Raw genomic sequence first — 20,097 nt, 5'->3', positions numbered from 1 at the left:
GGTAAATAATACTGCTAAACTAAAGATTTGTAAATTGATTATGCTATTAATCGGTTTAATGATGAATAAAAGTTTTGTTTTTGTGGTAATTTTCTTTGTTTTTGGGGTTTCAAGCTATTCCCAGAATAAGTTTGTGGTTCAAAATAGAAAGCAATCAGATAAAATAAAATTCAAACTAATTAATAATTTAATTGTTATACCTGTTGAAATTAACGGCGTTACACTTTCATTTCTATTAGATACCGGTGTTAGCAAACCTATAATTTTTAATTTTTTAAATGTTTCCGATACCTTAAAAATTAAAAACACCGAGACGATTATGTTAAGAGGCTTAGGAGGAGGAGAGTCTGTTGAAGCCTTAAAGTCAACTAATAATGTTTTTAAGATAGGTGATGCTGTAAAATGGAATCAGGATTTATATGCCGTTTATAATATTAATTTAAATCTTGCTCCTAGGTTAGGTTTTGCTGTTCATGGTATTATGGGGTTTGATTTGTTTAAAGATTTAATTGTCGAAATAAATTACTCCAAAACCTATTTAAGATTAACAAGCCCAGAAACGTATCAAAATAAAAAGTGTAAAAACTGCGAACAGTTTAATTTAGAGTTTTATAACGGAAAGCCTTATGTAAATGTTGAGGTTACCATAGATAATAAAAATATACCCGTAAAGCTTTTATTAGATTCTGGCGGAAGTGATGCTTTATGGCTGTTTGAAGATGATGCGCTAGGTATTAAGTGTGGAGAAAATTATTTTAACGATTTTCTTGGTCATGGTTTAAATGGTAGTGTTTATGGTAAGCGTTCTAAAATTGAAGCCTTAACGTTAAAACGTTTTGTACTTAAAAACGCAAATGTGGCTTTCCCTAACACCGAAAATATTTTTCATGCGAAACAAATAAAAGATAGAAACGGAAGTATATCTGGTAATATTTTAAAGCGCTTTAATATCATTTTTGATTACAGGAAGGCACAAATGATTCTTAAAAAAAACAATAAGTTTAAAGAGCCGTTTAGTTATAATAAAAGCGGAGTGGAACTAGCTCATAATGGTGTTAGATTAGTAAAGGAACTAAAAAGGAGCGATGCAAAATCAACCAGTAAACCACAGGTTGAGAAAGGCCAACTGGTATATTCAAATGCAGTAACTATTTCATTAATACCAGCGTATTCTATAGTGGAGTTAAGAGCGGGCTCTCCAGCCGCATTAGCTGGTTTAAAAATTGGAGATGTTATTTTAAGTATAAATGGTAAAAGGAGTCATCAGTTTACATTGCAACAAATTATGCTTATGTTTTATGGTGAAGAAGGCAAAAAAATAAGGGTGGTTGTAGATAGGGATGATGAGGTTCTCAGTTTTAATTTTAAACTTAAAAATTTATTGTAAAAAAAAAGAGGCTTGAACCATTTGGATCAAGCCTCTTATATACTTTATAGCAACTATTAGTTTTCTACAATACTTTTTTCTGTTTTGTCAAGTACACTTGCTTTACTAGTATCTACAACTAAACCTTTAATTTTTAAGGCAACAGTTGGTGTATCTGCGTTAGACATTACAGTAATTGTTTTTCTAATAGGATTTACTCTATTGGTGTCATACTTAACTTTTATCTCTCCTGTTTTTCCTGGCATAATTGGACCATCTGGTTTAGAAGGTACAGTACAACCACAAGATGATTTAACGTTAGATATTATTAGCGGCTCATTTCCTGTATTTGTAAATTCAAATACACGAACGCCGTCCGCTCCTTTTTCTATAGTTCCATAATCGATAGTTTCCGCTTTAAACTCAATTTTTGCTTGAGCGTTTATACCAAAACTTATTAATCCGATAAATAAAATAGTAATTAATTGTTTCATGATTTTATCTTTTTTAAAGTGTTCTTAATTTTAATACCCAAAATTAATTGAGTGTATTCTTTTTTTATAGCTCTAAAACCTTGCCAAACATACTCACTTTTCCTATAATCTGCAAAAATAATAGACGTAATGCGTAAGTGTTAACATATTCAACACGGTTAAAAGTACATATAACATTTTTATATCAATGTTTAATAGGTGTTAAAATTAGTTGTTATTCAACTTTTCAATTACCACATATAGTTTTTATAGAAAAAGAAATATGAGTACTTTTGCACATCAATATTCAAAAACTATTCCAAAGCATGCAAATCCCATCAAAATATGATGCAAATCAGGTAGAAAGTAAATGGTACGACTACTGGATGAAACACAATTATTTTCATTCAACACCAGATGAAAGAGAGCCTTATACCATAGTAATTCCGCCACCAAACGTTACAGGCGTGTTACACATGGGGCACATGCTTAATAATACCATTCAGGATGTACTTATACGTCGTGCGCGTTTATTAGGTAAAAATGCATGTTGGGTACCGGGTACAGATCACGCATCTATTGCTACAGAAGCCAAGGTAGTTGCTAAGTTAAAAGAGCAAGGTATTGATAAAAATGATTTGTCTCGCGATGAGTTTTTAAAACACGCCTGGGATTGGACCGACGAGTATGGTGGTGTAATTCTAGAACAGCTTAAAAAATTAGGGTGTTCTTGTGATTGGGATAGAACAAAATTCACCATGGACGATGACATGAGTGAAGCTGTCATAAAGGTTTTTGTTGATTTATACGAAAAAGGCATGATTTATCGTGGTTACCGTATGGTTAACTGGGATCCTGAGGCTAAAACAACTTTGTCCGACGAGGAAGTAATCCATGAAGAGCGTCAGGGTAACCTTTACTATTTAGAGTATAAAATTGAAGGAAGTAAAGATACGCTAACCATTGCAACTACACGTCCTGAAACGATTTTTGGAGATACAGCAATATGTATTAACCCAGAAGACGAACGTTTTTCTCACTTACGTGGAAAGAAAGCCATTGTGCCTATTTGTAATCGCGTTATTCCTATTATTGAAGACGAATATGTAGATGTAGAGTTTGGTACAGGCTGTTTAAAAGTAACACCTGCACACGATGAAAACGATAAGAACCTTGGAGATAAGCATAAGTTAGAAGTTATAGATATTTTTAATGAAGATGCTTCTTTAAATAGCTTTGGGTTGCATTATGAAGGTAAAGATCGTTTTGTAGTAAGAAAGGAAATAGCTAAAGAATTAGAAGACAGCGGTCTTTTAGTTAAAACGGAAACACATATAAATAAAGTAGGAACATCCGAAAGAACTAAGGCTGTTATTGAGCCACGCTTAAGCGACCAATGGTTTTTAAAAATGGAAGAGCTAGTAAAACCTGCCATTAAGTCGGTTTTAGTAGATCATGATATTAAATTGTTCCCAAAAAAGTTCGAGAATACGTACCGCCATTGGATGGAAAATATTCGCGACTGGAACATTTCGCGTCAGTTAATGTGGGGGCAACAAATTCCTGCATATTTCTATGGAGACGGAAAAGAAGATTTTGTAGTAGCCGAAAGTATTGAAGTCGCTCTAGAAAAAGCAAAACAAAAAACCAATAACCAAAAACTAACAGCCAGTAACCTTACTCAAGATAAAGATGCCTTAGATACTTGGTTCTCATCTTGGTTATGGCCAATGAGTGTTTTTGACGGTATTCGTAATCCTGAAAACGAAGAAATTAAATATTATTATCCAACTAACGATTTGGTAACAGGTCCAGATATTTTGTTTTTCTGGGTGGCACGTATGATTATTGCTGGATATGAATATAAAGATGAAAAGCCTTTTCAAAATGTTTACTTAACAGGTTTAGTTCGCGATAAGCAACGCCGTAAAATGAGTAAATCTTTAGGGAATTCCCCTGATGCTTTAAAACTTATAGAAGAATATGGTGCCGATGGTGTTCGTGTTGGTTTGTTATTAAGTTCAGCAGCAGGAAATGATTTAATGTTCGATGAAGCCCTTTGCCAACAAGGAAAAGGTTTCGGAAATAAAATTTGGAATGCCTTTCGATTAATTCAAGGTTGGGAAATTGATGAAACTATACCGCAACCAGAAACTGCAAAAGTAGGGTTGGAGTGGTATGAAGCTAAGTTTCAAAAAGCTTTAGTTGAAATTGAAGATCATTTTAGTAAATACAGACTTAGCGATGCTTTAATGTCTATTTATAAATTAATCATGGACGATTTTTCTTCATGGTTATTAGAAATTATTAAGCCAGCTTATCAAAAACCAATTGATGCAAAAACGTATGCATCGGTTATTGAAGCTTTCGAAAATAATTTGAAAGTATTGCATCCGTTTATGCCATTCCTTTCGGAAGAAATTTGGCAGTATATTTCAGAACGTACACCAGAAGAAGCTTTAATTGTTTCTAGATGGCCAGAAGCTAAACCAATTAACGAGGCCTTAATTAACGAGTTTGAATTTGCATCTGAAGTTATTTCGGGCATCAGAAACATTCGTAAACAAAAAAATATAGCCTTTAAAGATGCTATTTCTTTTTCAGTAATAAATAATGAAAAATCAAATACAACATTTAATGGCGTTATTGCTAAACTAGGAAATCTAGAGGGTATTGAAACGGTTTCTGAAGCTATTGAAGGTGCATTAACCTTTAGAGTAAAATCAAATGAGTACTTTATTCCAATGGTTGGTGCTATTGATGTTGAAGCAGAAATCAAGAAATTAACCGAAGAGCTTAATTATACTGAAGGATTCTTAAAATCGGTACAAAAGAAACTTTCTAACGAGCGTTTTGTTGCCGGAGCACCAGAGCAAGTCGTAGCAAGCGAAAAGAAGAAAGAAGCAGATGCTTTAGCTAAAATAGAAACTTTAAAAACGAGTTTGGCTAGTTTAGGTTAGTAATAAGCTTATACGTAAAAACGTAATTTTATATACATTGCAAACAGCCATGGTGTTTTAAATATCATGGCTGTTTTAATTTAAAAGGCTTAGTTTTAAATCTTCTCTTAAATTATAAGGTTGCTTATTAAATACACTTTTAAAATAAATTTCAAATAGTCCGCTGTGTTTTAAATTAGTTACGTTGGCATCAAAAGTATTTGGGTAGTAATAATCCCTAATTTTATTAGTAAAACCTCCTTTTCTGTACAGGTAAGAAAGCGAAGTGTTTAGGACCATAATCTCTTCAAAATTATTAAAGTTAGTCTTACTACGCATCTTATATAGCACATTGTATTCTGGTAGTGCAGAGTGGGCATAATCAATATAGTTATGCAGCATTTCATGTAAAATACTTTCCACTAAACCTTCTTTTAAATAGTCCATTCTGTTTTTATTGGCAGTACTATTGCCATAAATAGGTTTGCTCCCTAAGTTTAAATGCCCTAAAATGTTTTCGCTATCAATATTTACTATAGCAATATTTCTGTATAAATCTATAGTTTTATTGGTGTCTGCATAGCCATCTAAAATCAAATACAATCTGTTTGATGCAATAGCTGAAGGGTTTTTGTTAAAACCTATCCAAATAGCTTGGTTGGTATTTAAGTAATTAAAACCAGCACTTGGCATTGGCTTTGGGCCAAACATAGTATTTTTAATTAATCGGTTATAGGCTTGGGGATATCTGTATTTTAGAATGTTAATGGCCCGCAAAGCGTAGTACACATTTTGTTGACTAACGGTTTCATTTGTTTCAGTTGAAATATAAAAGTAATCATACTTATAAACGTGAAGCTTTTTGTTTAGTTCCGGAGCTTTTTGGTCAGTAATTTGGTTTTTAGAAAATAGATTTAAGGTGTTAGGATGTATTAATCCTAAATAATATAATGTCTTTTCATTAAAAGGAACCTTCATGTTAGATACTAAGATGCCTTTATTTATTTGGGTTTGGATACTTGTGTTTATTTTGGTTTCAATTTCTATTTCCGAAAAGTTTTGTTGTTCAACTACTTTTGGATTCAACTCATGTAAGTTGTGGTTAGTCCATTGCTTTTCGGGTAGACTTATTTTGTTTTTACACGATATTTGAAAGCATAAAATAGGGAAGAGTATGAATAGAATGTTTTTCATAATCAAGTTGTAATAAAGGAGTACAGGGTTTACTAAATTTAAAATCTAGTTTAAGAGCTAGTAAAAACTACTATTCTCTGTATAAAAAGTAATTTGTTACCAAATCAATGTAAGCTTGTTTAGCTTCATCTTCAGCAAGTCCCTTGGCCTGAAATAAAGCGTTTGTTTTAAACGCATTAATTATTTCTTTTTTGCTTTTTGGACGTCCATAGTCGTTAGTTGCTTTTTTGTAGTAAGCATATAGCTTTAAAAGCGTATCTGCAGGAAAAGGCTCTTTGTGCGCATTTACTCTTGCTACAGCTTCTTGAAATTCTATGTCTAATTTATTACTACTCATTAATTTCTGCAATGATACTTTCGCCTCCTTTAACTTTTTGGTTTAACGCTACCTTAATTTTAGTGTCTAAAGGTAAATATAAATCTACACGCGACCCAAATTTTATAAATCCAGATTCACCACCTTGAACCGCAGTGTCACCAACCTTCGAGTAATTAACTATACGTTTAGCTAAAGCGCCTGCTATTTGTCTGTGTAGCACTTTACCATATGTTTTGTTTTCAACAACCACTGTGGTACGCTCATTTTCTTCACTTGCTTTAGGATGCCACGCTACTAGATATTTACCAGGGTGATATTTGCTAAAAATTACGTTTCCTCCAATAGGGTAACGCGTAACATGAACATTTATTGGAGACATAAATACGCTAACTTGTAATCGTTTTTCTTTAAAATATTCTTTTTCAAAAACTTCTTCAATAACAACTACTTTACCATCTACAGGCGAAATAACCTGTTCGTCATTAAGTTGTGTTAGCCTTTTTGGGTTTCTAAAAAACTGAAGAATTAGTATTAAAAACACTAATAAAACAAGCATAATAATGGTTCTTAGCCAAGTAGTCTCTATAAAACTATCAGCTAATAAATAACCGCCTACAACTATAAGTAGAGTAATGACTATAATTTTATGACCTTCTTTATGAAACATAATTCAAAATTCTTAAAAATAAATATATAAATGGCGCTGCAAAAAATATGCTGTCTAGTCTATCTAATAATCCACCATGACCAGGCATTATAACACCACTATCTTTAACGTTTGCTTGTCTTTTAAATTTAGATTCTATTAAATCGCCTAAAGTACCAAATACACTAATAATTATACTTAGTATTAACCAACTTGTAGTTCCTAATGTGTGTGTAAAGGTAGCAATAAAATAACTTGCTACGCACGAAAAGAATAATCCTCCAAGAAATCCTTCGACAGTTTTCTTTGGAGATATGACTTCAAAAAGTTTTTGTTTGCCAAAATTTTTACCAACTAGGTAAGCAAAGGAATCGTTAACCCAAACGAGTAAAAATGTTCCTAAAACAATATTGGGGTTGTAGTTTTCGTAATGGTTTGCAATTAAAATTAAAAAAACAAAAGCACTAGACACATAAAATGTGGTTAATAAATAGCGCTTAGTAGCAAATAAAGGAATACTTCGTGTTGAAAATAAATCTTTTATTAAAAATAGGTTTACAAATATGGAAAGTACCATTAAGATTTGTACCGCTTCAGTTAAACCTTCGTGAGTATTTAACACGGGTTCCCAATACGCGAAAACACCATAGAGTAAAATAAATATGATATACGGGATGTAGCTTTTTAATTGAATAAGCTTTTTAAATTCGCCTAAGCAAATAATGCCGAACACAAAGAAAAGACCAATTAAAGCTTGTTCGAAACATAAACAAATAAGTAACAACGAAACATAGATTATTCCAGAAATTGATCGTGTCAGAGTTTCTTTCATCCTATAAGTCTTCTAAAAGTAGTAGGTATAAGTTTTTCGCGCTACTTCCATAGCTTAAAAAATCTTTTTTATCTCCAGATTTAAAATGCTTTATTGTTGTAATGTTTGTTGGAATCTTTTGTTTGTTTTTAGACTTTATACCTCGTAAGCCTTCGCCAATATTATCTACAATCTGACTTGTTGTAGCGAACACAATAAAGTTAAAAGGTAGTTCGGGAAGTTTCTTTTCGAAAATTTGTTTCGATGAAATTAGTAAAGATCCATCGTTAGCTATTAAGTTTTCGCAAGTTGTTAAGAAAAAAGTGGCGTCACTTATCTTTTTGGTAGGGAGTAAATTAGAATTTTTAAACTTAGCTGATAATTCAGAATCTAATAAAAGGACTTGCTCTTCTTGCCAGTCATTTTCTTCAATAATGTACTCTAAAGTTTTATAAATTTCATTTAAATTTTCGCAATACAGAAACTTGCCGCCATTAGCTTTAAAGTTTATAGTAAACCTTTCGTCTATTGGTAGCTTAATCTCAGGCATGTATTTGCCTCTATTGTCAGATTTTAATTCTTCTTCTGATCGTGCAGATTTAGAACCAAAAATTTTTCTAAAAAGACTCATTTAATGTGTTGCTATTAACTGAAAATTCGATGAGGTTCATCAAATATAAAAAATCTTAAATTAACCCTGCGATTAATTTAAGATTTTTACCAAATGCTTAACAATTTAAGATGTTTGAGTTTTATTCCTCTTCGTCTTTTATGGTTTCTTTTGTATTTAAAGCTACTTCTTTTTCAAAAGGTCGCTTTCCAAATATTTTTTCAAGGTTATCTTTAAAAATAACTTCTTTTTCTAAAAGTACTTCGGCAAGTTGTGTAAGCTTATCTTTATTAGCTTCAAGCAACTCTATAGCACGTTGATACTGTTTTTCAATGATATCTGAAATTTCTCTATCAATTAATTCTGCAGTTTGTTCGCTATATGGTTTTGAAAATCCATATTCACTTTGCCCTGAAGAATCATAATAAGTAAGGTTTCCAACCTTTTCGCTAAGACCATAAATGGTAACCATAGCTCTAGCTTGTTTTGTTACTTTTTCTAAATCGCTTAATGCACCTGTAGAAATTTTATTAAAAATCACCTTTTCGGCAGCACGACCACCTAAAGCAGCACACATTTCGTCTAGCATTTGCTCTGGGCGCACTATTAAACGTTCTTCTGGTAAATACCATGCAGCTCCTAAAGAGCGACCACGAGGTACAATAGTTACCTTAACTAGTGGTGCAGCATGCTCTAACATCCAACTTGTAACGGCGTGTCCAGCTTCGTGGAATGCCACTGCGCGTTTTTCACTTGGTGTTATTATTTTATTTTTCTTTTCTAAACCTCCAATAATTCTATCTACAGCGTCTAGGAAATCTTGTTTATCAACAGCTTTTTTTCCGTTTCTGGCAGCAATTAAGGCAGCCTCATTACAAACATTTGCTATATCTGCTCCAGAGAAACCAGGAGTTTGTTTAGATAAGAAATCTAAATCTAAGTTTTTAGCCTTTTTTAAAGGACGTAAATGCACTTCAAAAATTTCTTCACGTTCGCGAACATCTGGTAAATCAACAAAAATTTGTCTGTCAAAACGACCAGCACGCATAAGTGCTTTATCTAAAATATCGGCTCTGTTGGTAGCAGCAATTACAATAACATTTGTATTGGTACCAAAACCATCCATTTCGGTTAATAATTGGTTTAATGTGTTTTCGCGCTCGTCATTACTTCCAGACATGGCGTTTTTACCTCTTGCACGACCAATAGCATCAATTTCATCAATAAAAATGATTGAAGGCGATTTTTCCTTAGCTTGTTTAAATAAATCTCTAACACGAGATGCACCAACACCAACAAACATTTCAACAAAATCTGAACCAGATAATGAGAAGAAAGGTACTTTAGCTTCACCCGCAACAGCTTTAGCTAATAAGGTTTTACCGGTTCCTGGAGGTCCTACCAGTAAGGCTCCTTTTGGAATTTTACCACCAAGAGTTGTGTATTTTTCTGGAAATTTAAGGAAGTCTACAATTTCTTGAACTTCTTCTTTAGCACCTTCTAAACCAGCAACATCTTTAAAGCTTGTTTTAACTTCTGTGTTTTGGTCAAAAAGTTTAGCCTTAGATTTTCCAATGTTGAAAATCTGTCCGCCAGCACCTCCGCCAGCACCACCAGACATTCTACGCATAATAAATATCCAAACACCTATTAATAGTATAAAAGGAAGGATACCCATTAGTAAATTGCCCCAGTCGTTTGTTTCGGTATCAAACGTTACTACAGGTTTAGTAGCTAAATCTGCTGTTTTTTCATTTAACTGATTTTCGAAATTTTGAAGATCACCAAATTCAAATCTGTAGTTTGGTAATATGGTAGCCGATGGAATAAATGTTTGAGGTTTAGAATTTTTGTGAATCTCCTTTTCCAAAGCATCTTTAGTTAAGTATACCTTTGCAACTCGTGTGTTTTTAATAATATCAATACGCGACACATCGCCATCTTCTAAATACTTAAAAAAGTCTGAAGGCGTTGTTTTATTTGCGTCTTGATAACTTGCACCACTAAATAATTGATACCCTAAGAAAAGGGCTATTAGTATACCATAAATCCAATACGGACTAAATTTAGGCTTTTTATCTTTTAAATTTTTATTTTCGTTTGCCATTTGTTCTTTTTAGTAACTCGTTTCTATAACAGTTGTTTTTGCATCACCCCAAAGGCTTTCAATATCATAATATTCTCTAATATGTTTTTGAAATACGTGCACCACAACGTCTACATAATCAATTAATACCCATTCTGCATTATCTGCACCTTCGGTATGCCAAGGATTATCTTTAAGAGTTTTACTTACTTTCTTTTGGATAGAATTTACAATAGCGTTTACCTGCGTATTTGAAGTTCCCTCGCAAATAATAAAGTAATCGCAAACCGTGTTTTCAATTTCCCTTAAATCTAGAATATTAATTTCTTTTCCTTTAACATCTTCAATCCCACTGATTATTACAGATATTAATTGGTCTGCGCTTATTTTTTCTTTCGCCATTAAATATAATTAATTTGTGCAAAGTTATTATTTTTTTAGTTCTTTATACTTTAAAATTTTCATAAGATTTTAGAGTACTGTTAATAACCTTTATATGCGTATAGTCAAACTTAATGCCATCGATTCAACTAATAACTATTTAAAAGCGTTAGGTGGCACAGAATTTATTGATGATTACACGGTAGTTACCGCAAAAAATCAAACAGAAGGAAAAGGGCAAAGAGGTTCGGTTTGGAGTTCTGAAGCTAGTAAGAATCTGATGTTTAGTGTGTTTAAAGATTTATCTGATATGCCATTAGAGCATCCGTTTTATGTTAGTATGATAACTTCATTGGCACTTTTAAAAACTCTAAAATCGTTTGAAATCCCTAAATTAAGTGTGAAATGGCCTAACGACATTTTGTCAGCAGACAAAAAAATATGTGGCGTTTTAATTGAAAATGTCATAAAAAAGAATAAAATTAATGCTTCAATTATAGGAATTGGACTAAATGTTAATCAAACAACCTTCGAAAATTTACCTAAAGCGTCCTCATTAAAAAGAATTACAGACAAAACTTTTGATGTTGACGAGATTCTTAAGGTTATGATTAGTAATCTTAAATCTTACTTTTTGATTTTAAAAGATGAAAAATATGAAAGTATTAAGGAGGAATATGAAGCACAATTGTTTAGAAAAAATAAACCTTCAACATTTAAAAATGCTGAAGGCCTTATGTTTTCTGGTTTTATAAAAAGTGTTTCTGATGCTGGCTACCTTCAAGTTCTGTTAGAAGATGATGTATTGAAGGCATTCGATTTAAAAGAAATTACCCTTTTGTATTAAATAGATTTTGGGATACTTGTTACCAGCGTTTCAATAAATTTTGTGATTGGGCTTTTAATCATCATTGCCATCATGGGATTAAAATCGCCATTAAAATCGAGTTTAACCTCGCTTGTTTCGGCATCTATTTGCACAATATTAGCTATTAGTGAAAAATCTATTTTTCCACCAGCAGCTCCTAAAACAATTTTATTTGGAGGTATAACTTCTTTCTTTTTTAAAACAATTTCTGGCATACCTTTTAAGGCAAATAAAAACTTGTCTTCACTTAAAACTTCAAATTTGCTGATGTTTTCAGGCATTAACGTTTCAAAGTTTTTTATATCTGTTAAAAAGTTAAAAACATCTTCTGGAGATTTTTTAACGCTAATTTTCGGGGATTCTAATTTCATAATGTTGTAAAGTTGTTATTTGTAACGTTGCTTCGTTGATAATCTAAACGACTTCATAACTTAACAACGTTCGTTTTATATCAAATAGCGTTCCATTCACTAGGGTTGGTATTCCATTCAGACAACGTTTTTAGTTGTTTTTCAGAAATATAATTGGTTTCTAAAGCTTCTTCAAGTAAATTATCATAATTACTTAACGTATTTAAACGTATGTTTTCTTCTTTAAAATTTGCTTCAGCTATGGCAAAACCATAAGTAAAAATAGCAACCATTCCTTTTACATTAATGTTTGCTTCTTTTAAGGCTTTAACAGCATTTAAACTGCTCTTTCCTGTGCTTATTAAATCTTCAACAACTACTACGTTTTGTCCGCTTTCTACAAATCCTTCAATTTGGTTTTTTCTACCATGTCCTTTTGCATCTGGTCTTACATATATAAAGGGTAGACCTAAATATTCTGCAACTAGCATGCCTATACCAATAGCGCCTGTGGCTACACCGGCAATAACATCGGGTTTGCCATACTCTCTTTCAATATATTTACCCATAGTTTCGCGAATATAATTTCGAATGGTAGGGAAAGATAGAACAATGCGATTATCGCAGTAAATTGGCGATTTCCATCCAGATGCCCATGTAAAAGGCTCTTGAGGACTGAGTTTTATGGCATTAATTTGCAATAAAACTTCGGCGGTTTTTTTAGCTGTGTCTTTGTCAAAAATCATAATACAAAATTACGGATAAATTTAAATTTATATCAACTGTAGGATATTAATAAAATTATTTTTTTCAACAATGGTTTATATGTAACTAAAAATGATATTTTTACAATACCAAATTATTAGATATTGCAAACCATGTATAAAATTTTTGTTGGTGATAAACCAATAATATTAACCACCGTAGCTGAAGAGGAAACTAACTTTAAAAATTATTTACTAAAAACAGTAAATATGGATAAGGTGATTAAGAAGCTTAATAAAACGGAATTAAGTGAGGTGAGGCTCATTCATAAAAATCCGAAAAAACTATTAAAAAAGTTTTTAAAAAAACTTCCTAACGTTGTTGCTGGTGGCGGTAAAGTTTATAACGCTAATGGAGACATTCTTTTTATCTATAGAAATGATAAGTGGGATTTACCTAAAGGAAAAACAGAAAAAAAGGAGAGTATTGAGCAAACATCCATACGCGAAGTAGAGGAAGAAACAGGTGTTAAAGATTTAGAGATTGTAAAACAACTAGATACCACATATCATATTTTCAAGCGTAACGGCAGTTATAAAATTAAGGTTACCTATTGGTTTGAAATGAAAACCACCTACGAGGGTAAGTTAAAAGCGCAACAAAACGAAGGGATTACAAAAGTGGCTTGGTTAAATGAAGAGCTAAGAAGAGAAGCTCTAAAAAATTCTTATGCAAATATTAAATTACTAGTTTAATGGGGCATTATTTTACCAGCAGATTATTGTTGATGGACTTGTTAAGTAAAATGATTATCTTAGTAAATTTCTTATTAGCTTGTAAAGCTATGTCTTTATTTTAATACGCTTATACTATGAAGCGATGAGCATTTTTAAATTATCATTTGGCTCGATTATAATTATTCAAAATAATTTAGCAGAGGTTATCGTTAATCAAGGCGTGGTAATGGACGATACTTTGGTAGATGAATATCATAAATTTGTGCTTAACCATTTAATGGCACCTTGTGGCCTGCTGGTAAATAAAAAGAATTCTTACACATATACTTTTAGTGCTCAAAAAAGGATTTGTAATTTAAAAGAAATAGAGCACATGGCAGTAGTAACGCAAACTAGTGGAGGTGTTATGTCTACCCAAACCCTGTTAAATGTTAGTGGTTCCATTCACAAAACAACTAAGCTGTTTGAAGATCGAGAAGAAGCGCTTATTTGGCTTAAAAAGAAATTAGCCTAAACTTACGAAAACGTTATAATTTCATAAAACTAAATTATAATCCCTCTCACTTGCCTACCATTATATTAAGCGTAAATTTGCAGCTTCAAAAAAAGAATCATGACCGAATTTTTCAGAAAACGCTCTGCTAACGCAAAAAACGATATTTTAAGTGGTATCACCGTTTCTTTAGCTATGATCCCAGAGGTGGTTGCCTTTGCCTTTGTAGCTCAAATAGACCCATTAATGGCTTTGTCTGGAGCATTTATTATTGGTTTAATTACAGCTATTTTTGGAGGTAGACCAGGTTTAATTTCTGGAGCAGCTGGTGCAGTAGCGGTTATTTTTGTTAGCATGATTGCAGAAGGGCATACCAAAGGTATGTTATTAGATACACCTATCGAAAATATGGGTTTTTTCTACCTTATGGCCTGTGTTATTTTAATGGGTATCATACAAATTTTAGCAGGTGTTTTTAAGCTAGGGCGTTTTGTTCGTTTAATACCACATCCAGTAATGATGGGGTTTGTTAACGGTTTATCTATTGTTATTTTCATGGCACAGGTAAAAATGTTTTCGCATAAATCTTTACAAGTATCTCCCGAAGGAGTTAAAGAATATGTAAGTACATACATGCAAGGAGCAGAGTTATACACCATGATTGGTTTAGTGCTTTTAACCATGGGGATAATGTGGGGCTTACCAAAAATCACAAAAAAGTTACCAGCTGCATTAACAGCTATATTAGTAACCAGCCTTATAGTTATAGGTTTTAATATGGATGTTTCAACGGTAGGGTCTTATATTATTGAAGGTGGCGGAACTGGCTTAAAAGGCGAGTTTCCAACGCCTAATATCGAGCTATGGCAAAACTTACCATTTAATTTAGATACCTTAAAATTTATCGCTTTGCCTGCATTTTTGGCGGCTTCGGTTGGATTAATTGAAACATTAATGACTATGAATTTAGTCGATGATATTACCGAAACAAGAGGAAACGGAAATAAAGAATGTGTAGCGCAAGGTGCAGGAAATATAGTTTCTGGATTATTTGGTGGAACCGGTGGTTGTGGTATGATTGGGCAAACTGTAATTAACATTAACGCTGGTGGTCGTGGTCGTTTATCAGGAATCATGATGGCAGTAACCTTATTATCTTTTATCCTTTTTGCCGATAAATTAATCGAAATGGTACCTATTGCAGCCTTAATAGGTGTTATGTTCATGATGGTTATCGAAACCTTTGCATGGTCAAGTTTCAGGATTTTAAAGAAAATCCCAATGTCCGATGCTGTTGTGCTTATAACCGTATCTCTAGTAACTGTATTTGTCGATTTAGCCATCGCTGTATTCGTTGGTGTTATCATTTCAGCATTAGTATTTTCTTGGGAAAACGCTAAAAAAATTAGAGCAAGAAAGCGTCTGTCAGAAGATGGTAAAACAAAAACGTACGAAATCTGGGGGCCATTATTCTTTGGTTCAATTCAGGCTTTTAACGAAAAATTCGATGTTAAAAATGATCCAGATCATATCGAAATAGATTTTGTAGAGTCTCGAGTAAGTGATCATTCTGCCCTCGAAGCCATTTTCAATATCGTTAACAAATACGAAGCCGCAGGCAAAACCATCAAGTTAAAACACCTAAGCGAAGACTGTAAAATATTGCTTTACAAATCAAGCCCTAAGTTTAGAGAAGTTATTATCGAAGATGTCGATGATCCTCGCTACCACTTAGCCGCTAACCCAGAAGCATTCCCAAAAGGACTTTCGGAATATAAGTTTTAATGGACGTTGCGCTACAGGTAATTTCTATCTTTTAATGATGACAATAATTGGGGCGTTACCGCAAGGGTCGGGCTTTCACTACTCGCTCCCTCCCAAAAAGTCGGGGAGCTCAAACAGGTCGTTCAATCCCTAACGCAACTAGTCCGCAGTTGTCAGTTTTCAGTAACCAGTCATTTTTGTGTCTAGAAAGTGTTACATAACGCCAATTCAAAAAATAGCCTAACTTAAATCTAAACCTATCGGGTTAAACTTAACCTTAAACGAGTCAATTTTTTATACTCTTAAGTAGTTACTTTGCTTTAAGATATAAATTATGGTTTTTTTTACGTGCTTATTTTTTGGATTTATAATTGCCTCTTCGGGCAGTATTACACCTAGTTTTTTAAATCTAACAGTAGTTAAGTTTAGCTTAAAAAGCGGCAGGAAATCGGCTTTTTATTTAATAGGCGGTTTTGCTACAGTTTTATTTTTTCAGGCTAATATAGGAGCTTATTTTTCAAGTATTTTAATGAAAAATTCCCAATACATAACTCTTATTCAAAAAATAGGAACAGCTATACTTATACTATTGTCAATTAATTTTTTTAGGTTGTATTTTACGTCTAACAAACAGGTTAAAAAAGTAAAAATAGAAAAGTCTAAAGCATACATGCACGGTATAGGTATGTCGCTATTAAATACGTTTGCTATTCCATTTTATTTTACATCCATTTCTTTATTAATAGGGTTGGGGTATTTTGAGTATTCGTTGCAAAATAGCTTTTACTTTTCCATAGGTTCTACCATAGGCTCATTTACTTTGTATGCGTTGTACGCTACTGTAGCAAGTAAAATTGAACATAAGCTTACTTTTATAGCCACTAAAATGGATTTTATATTAGGATGTTTAACGGGTGTTGTAGGTATTGGAAATCTTATTTATCTCATATATTTTAAATAAAATACATTCATAAAACTCAACAAGTACTACCAAGAACCTACAGTAACATGTAAGAGCTTAACATTAATTACCTAATACATCATCTTATAGGCTTTTTCAGTTGTTCCTTAACCCGATCATACGATTCTTTACTAGTACGCCTCCAACGGTAAATGGTGTGTTTTACATGCTTGTTTGCTTCGTATTTAGCCCGTTTTTCTCGAATTTCATTTACCCAATTAAAACGCTTTCTAACAATGGTTTTTATAAGCTCATCGTTAGGGGAAATGCGCTCTAAAGCATTTAAACAAGCCACCGAAACATTTTGTACTTTATCATTAATGCAATTTAATAGGGCCGGAATAGAACAAGGTTTTGCTATTTGCTCTAAAGCTTCAGCAGCTAATTTTCTTGTTTTGTAGTTGCCATGCTTTAAAGCAAACTCCAATTTATCTGTATCCTCACAATCCATCCAAAAGCGTATTGCTTTTTGAGATGGTTGTATCAGTTTCAGCTTAAAAAGAACATATGTAAAGTTGTGTAGCATGGTTTCTTAGATGGTTTGTTTACTTATTAGTAAACAATATCTGAGAAATGTTACATTTTGGAGTTGCAAGCAAGAAGTGGAGCAGTTGATGGAAAAAAATAGAATATAGAGAAATTAAGTTAAATGGGATATTTATAATATTTCCAAAAAACAGCTAAAACTGAAAACTGTGATTGTAAACAGAGGTTTACAATATAGAATTAGGAATCACTTTTCGCGTCCAAGTTTTTAAACGCTTATAATTACTAACCTCAGAATCCGGATTAAAATCTATAGTCGTTTCCCAAGAGTTTTCAGGCTTAAATTCTATGTTCATGCCTTTTAAAACACCTTCCGATATTTTTTTAGATTCTACAACTACTATACATTCCGTATTTAAATTAGCACTTCTGGGGTCTAAATTAAAAGTGCCAATAACTGTAGTTTCACCATCAATAACCATCGATTTGGCATGTAGTCCAAAAATAGGCGCATACTCTAATGTGGCTTGCAGTTCTCCAGTCATGATTTTGTTACGTTCTTCGGCATCTGGTTTAAATTCAAATATTCTAACACCAGTTTTTAGCAAATCTTTTCTGCTGGATTGGTAGCCACTAAAAGCTTCTACATTATCGGTGCTAGATAAACTGTTGGTAAGTATTCTAATGTTTACCCCTCGATTTACGGCAGCTTTAAATAACGCTCTGGAGGTTTTCGAGGTAATTAAATACGGTGTTTGAATATCTATGGAAGATTTAGCATTTTTAACCAAATTTATAAGTGCCGATGTAGAAATGCCGCCACCACTTAAACCGTTTTCGCCATCATTTTTTCCGGGCATATCAGAAATAAAACGAACCTGATCTAGCCAAACTAAATCGCCAGAGTTTTTAATGGTATTAAAAGTTTCGGGTAAATTTTCAATACGTGTTCTAACTTGTGGCCAAAAATTTTCTGGGTTGCAGGCATATTCATGAAGATTGTCAAACCTGTTTTTTTCAAGTATGTTTTCAGGAATGTCCTTAATTACATGTGTAACATCTATACTTAATTCGCTATTCCAAAAGGTTTCAAAAGATGTTTTTACTGTTTTCGTTTCTTTTCCTATTAACAGGATGTCTCTATCTCTAAAATTATATTCGTGGTCGTAATCAAAATACTCATCAGCTATATTTCTGCCTCCAGTAATAACCACCTTATCATCAACAATAAATGTTTTGTTATGCATGCGTTGGTTGGCGGCCTTAAAATCTGTTGCAAATTTTCCTATTTTCTGAAAAATGTTTTTACCTAAGTTTACACCAGGGTTATATATTTTAACCGATATGTTTGGGTGAGAATTAAAGGTTAAAATGTCTTGAGCATCGGCTTCAACCATAATATCATCAACCAGAATGCGGACTTGAATGCCTCTGTCGGCAGCTTTAATTAAATAGTCGCAAGCAATTAAACCTACATTATCTGTCGAGAATATAAAGTATTGAATATCGATAGTTTTTTCGGCATATTCGGTTAACCACGCTCTAGCTACCATGGATCCACTGCCATCTTCAAGCACATAAGCGCCCGTTTTGTCTTGCATTATAGGTGCAAATTCTGCTAATGCTTTGGACAGCGATAGGCTATCGTTCCGTTGGAGTTTAGAACAAAAATCGGTTTTTGTTGTATCGGTTTTCTTGTTGTTACAAGACGTTAAAACAATTACAACGACTAATAAATAGTATTTTAATTTTAAAAAGACATTCATGTAACGGGTTATGGCTTTACACGAACACTATCGGGGACCAACTTGGTATAATCGCCGTTATTTCTAATAACGTCACGAACAATAGACGATGCTATAAACGAAGTTCTTGCTGCGGTTAAAAGAAATACTGTTTCAATGGTAGATAAATGTCTGTTTGTGTGAGCAATAGCTTTCTCGAACTCAAAATCGGCAGGATTTCGTAATCCTCTTAAAATAAATTCTGCACCTATTTCGTGGCAAAAATCTACTGTTAAACCTTTGTATGTAACAACTTTAACTTTAGGTTCGTCTTTAAAAGTTTCCTCAATAAAGCTTTTTCTATCGTCTAAAGAGAACATATATTTTTTATCGGCATTTACACCAATGGCTACAATAACTTCATCAAAAAGTGTGACACCGCGTGTAATAATATCTACGTGTCCTAAGGTTAAAGGATCAAAAGACCCCGGAAATAAAGCTCGTTTCATAAAATTGCTTTTAGTCATTCCCGCAAAGGCGGGATTCTTTTTAATCTCTATCTATGTTATAAATAGTTTTCTCTGTATATAAAGATACTATTTCTTCTTTTGTGTAGCCATCAATTAAATCGCCGTAATTTTCAGCCTTATCAATTTTATTAATTCCACTTCGTTTATCAATTTCGTAATTATTAAATATAACATAAACACTATCGTTAGTTACACCAGTTACTTTCATGGTAGTATATTGCCCTTTTGTTTCTGATAATACAGAATAGACATCGCCAATTGCTGGATCTTTAACGTAATTTGCTTCGTCATCTTTGTGTTTAGAGGTCGAATATGTAAAATAAGCTATAATTAATAAAATAATAGCTAAACCACTAAAATGTAAAATTGGAATACCAGTATGTTTTTCGGTTTCGAATTTGCGTTGTATTTGCTCTGGAAGCTCTTTTAATTTAAACGTACGTTTACACGAATTACACTCTAATACGTTTACTTTACCCATTGGAAAAATTGGTATCCAATATATGTAAGCGTATTTACCAAACACACTATATGTCATAGATGTTTGAGTTTGACAATTAGGACAAGTAACATTTGGTAATTGACCATCTTTTAATCTGGAGGAATTTGTGCCGTAAAAAATCATGAGTTTTAGTTATATTAAATTAATTATTT

Annotated in this window: 21 protein-coding genes; 7 read left to right on the top strand and 14 right to left on the bottom strand. The window is 32.8% G+C overall.

What is annotated here, in order from left to right; translation table 11 throughout:
- The first annotated feature begins 58 nt into the window (after nt 1–58).
- Entirely contained in the window at nt 59–1,387 is a 1,329-nt protein-coding gene (locus tag HNQ90_RS16180) for an aspartyl protease family protein (RefSeq protein ID WP_241678371.1), read from the top strand.
- Nucleotides 1,388–1,443: 56 nt separating this feature from the next.
- On the opposite strand, the gene HNQ90_RS16175 is transcribed toward HNQ90_RS16180, so the two are convergent.
- Complete coding sequence (locus HNQ90_RS16175; protein ID WP_144116710.1) at nt 1,444–1,860, bottom strand: DUF1573 domain-containing protein; 417 nt, start codon at nt 1,858–1,860, stop codon at nt 1,444–1,446.
- Between the two features lie 305 nt (nt 1,861–2,165).
- On the opposite strand from HNQ90_RS16175, the gene HNQ90_RS16170 reads away from it, so the two are divergent.
- A complete protein-coding gene (locus HNQ90_RS16170; protein WP_144116709.1) occupies nt 2,166–4,799 on the top strand; it encodes a valine--tRNA ligase in 2,634 nt (877 codons plus the stop codon).
- A 75-nt stretch (nt 4,800–4,874) separates the two neighbouring features.
- Here the strand turns inward: HNQ90_RS16170 and HNQ90_RS16165 are convergent, their stop codons facing one another.
- The 7 genes from HNQ90_RS16165 to rsfS form a co-directional block, all read right to left on the bottom strand.
- Nucleotides 4,875–5,972 (bottom strand): hypothetical protein, encoded by a 1,098-nt coding sequence (locus tag HNQ90_RS16165; RefSeq protein WP_144116708.1) that lies wholly within the window; start codon nt 5,970–5,972, stop codon nt 4,875–4,877.
- Between the two features lie 70 nt (nt 5,973–6,042).
- Nucleotides 6,043–6,309, bottom strand: a complete 267-nt coding sequence (locus HNQ90_RS16160; RefSeq protein WP_144116707.1) for an acyl-CoA-binding protein — start codon at nt 6,307–6,309, stop codon at nt 6,043–6,045.
- Nucleotides 6,302–6,958, bottom strand: a complete 657-nt coding sequence (locus HNQ90_RS16155) for a phosphatidylserine decarboxylase family protein (RefSeq protein ID WP_144116706.1) — start codon at nt 6,956–6,958, stop codon at nt 6,302–6,304. The genes HNQ90_RS16160 and HNQ90_RS16155 overlap by 8 nt, the downstream gene beginning before the upstream one ends.
- A complete protein-coding gene (locus tag HNQ90_RS16150) occupies nt 6,948–7,769 on the bottom strand; it encodes a phosphatidate cytidylyltransferase (RefSeq protein ID WP_144116705.1) in 822 nt (273 codons plus the stop codon). The genes HNQ90_RS16155 and HNQ90_RS16150 overlap by 11 nt, the downstream gene beginning before the upstream one ends.
- Before the next feature lies 1 nt (nt 7,770).
- On the bottom strand, nt 7,771–8,379 hold the full coding sequence (locus HNQ90_RS16145) for an LUD domain-containing protein (protein ID WP_144116704.1): 609 nt from the start codon (nt 8,377–8,379) through the stop codon (nt 7,771–7,773).
- A 121-nt stretch (nt 8,380–8,500) separates the two neighbouring features.
- On the bottom strand, nt 8,501–10,465 hold the full coding sequence (ftsH, locus tag HNQ90_RS16140) for an ATP-dependent zinc metalloprotease FtsH (protein WP_144116703.1): 1,965 nt from the start codon (nt 10,463–10,465) through the stop codon (nt 8,501–8,503).
- 9 nt (nt 10,466–10,474) lie between these two features.
- Entirely contained in the window at nt 10,475–10,846 is a 372-nt protein-coding gene (rsfS, locus tag HNQ90_RS16135) for a ribosome silencing factor (RefSeq protein ID WP_144116702.1), read from the bottom strand.
- A 94-nt stretch (nt 10,847–10,940) separates the two neighbouring features.
- On the opposite strand from rsfS, the gene HNQ90_RS16130 reads away from it, so the two are divergent.
- Nucleotides 10,941–11,672 (top strand): biotin--[acetyl-CoA-carboxylase] ligase, encoded by a 732-nt coding sequence (locus tag HNQ90_RS16130; RefSeq protein WP_144116701.1) that lies wholly within the window; start codon nt 10,941–10,943, stop codon nt 11,670–11,672.
- Here HNQ90_RS16130 and HNQ90_RS16125 read toward each other — a convergent pair.
- Together HNQ90_RS16125 and pyrE are read right to left on the bottom strand one after the other, a co-directional pair.
- Nucleotides 11,669–12,064, bottom strand: a complete 396-nt coding sequence (locus HNQ90_RS16125) for an SRPBCC domain-containing protein (protein WP_144116700.1) — start codon at nt 12,062–12,064, stop codon at nt 11,669–11,671. The two genes, HNQ90_RS16130 and HNQ90_RS16125, sit on opposite strands and share 4 nt — an antisense overlap.
- An 80-nt stretch (nt 12,065–12,144) precedes the next feature.
- On the bottom strand, nt 12,145–12,789 hold the full coding sequence (gene pyrE, locus HNQ90_RS16120) for an orotate phosphoribosyltransferase (RefSeq protein WP_144116699.1): 645 nt from the start codon (nt 12,787–12,789) through the stop codon (nt 12,145–12,147).
- A gap of 132 nt (nt 12,790–12,921) precedes the next feature.
- Here pyrE and HNQ90_RS16115 point away from each other — a divergent pair, with 132 nt between their 5' ends.
- The 4 genes from HNQ90_RS16115 to HNQ90_RS16100 all read left to right on the top strand — a co-directional run bounded on the left by HNQ90_RS16115 (nt 12,922) and on the right by HNQ90_RS16100 (nt 16,703).
- Complete coding sequence (locus HNQ90_RS16115) at nt 12,922–13,503, top strand: NUDIX hydrolase (protein WP_144116698.1); 582 nt, start codon at nt 12,922–12,924, stop codon at nt 13,501–13,503.
- A 124-nt stretch (nt 13,504–13,627) separates the two neighbouring features.
- Nucleotides 13,628–13,999, top strand: a complete 372-nt coding sequence (locus HNQ90_RS16110) for a hypothetical protein (protein ID WP_144116697.1) — start codon at nt 13,628–13,630, stop codon at nt 13,997–13,999.
- 99 nt (nt 14,000–14,098) lie between these two features.
- Nucleotides 14,099–15,763, top strand: a complete 1,665-nt coding sequence (locus HNQ90_RS16105; RefSeq protein WP_144116696.1) for a SulP family inorganic anion transporter — start codon at nt 14,099–14,101, stop codon at nt 15,761–15,763.
- A gap of 313 nt (nt 15,764–16,076) precedes the next feature.
- The gene (locus tag HNQ90_RS16100; protein WP_144116695.1) at nt 16,077–16,703 is read left to right on the top strand and encodes a LysE family translocator; all 627 of its coding nucleotides are present in this window, start codon (nt 16,077–16,079) and stop codon (nt 16,701–16,703) included.
- 79 nt (nt 16,704–16,782) lie between these two features.
- On the opposite strand, the gene HNQ90_RS16095 is transcribed toward HNQ90_RS16100, so the two are convergent.
- From HNQ90_RS16095 to HNQ90_RS16080, 4 genes are all read right to left on the bottom strand, one after another.
- Nucleotides 16,783–17,229 (bottom strand): HEAT repeat domain-containing protein, encoded by a 447-nt coding sequence (locus tag HNQ90_RS16095; RefSeq protein ID WP_144116694.1) that lies wholly within the window; start codon nt 17,227–17,229, stop codon nt 16,783–16,785.
- A 187-nt stretch (nt 17,230–17,416) separates the two neighbouring features.
- A complete protein-coding gene (locus tag HNQ90_RS16090; protein WP_144116693.1) occupies nt 17,417–18,955 on the bottom strand; it encodes a phospholipase D family protein in 1,539 nt (512 codons plus the stop codon).
- An 8-nt stretch (nt 18,956–18,963) separates the two neighbouring features.
- On the bottom strand, nt 18,964–19,422 hold the full coding sequence (gene coaD, locus HNQ90_RS16085) for a pantetheine-phosphate adenylyltransferase (RefSeq protein ID WP_144116692.1): 459 nt from the start codon (nt 19,420–19,422) through the stop codon (nt 18,964–18,966).
- Nucleotides 19,423–19,462: 40 nt separating this feature from the next.
- The gene (locus tag HNQ90_RS16080; protein ID WP_144116691.1) at nt 19,463–20,068 is read right to left on the bottom strand and encodes a zinc-ribbon domain-containing protein; all 606 of its coding nucleotides are present in this window, start codon (nt 20,066–20,068) and stop codon (nt 19,463–19,465) included.
- Nucleotides 20,069–20,097: the final 29 nt, after the last annotated feature.

Origin of the sequence: Algibacter amylolyticus (assembly GCF_014202225.1) — a bacterium.
Classification (GTDB): domain Bacteria; phylum Bacteroidota; class Bacteroidia; order Flavobacteriales; family Flavobacteriaceae; genus Algibacter_B; species Algibacter_B amylolyticus.
The sequence above is the reverse complement of the archived record's forward strand: the minus strand, read 5'-3'. Positions and strand labels throughout refer to the sequence as shown.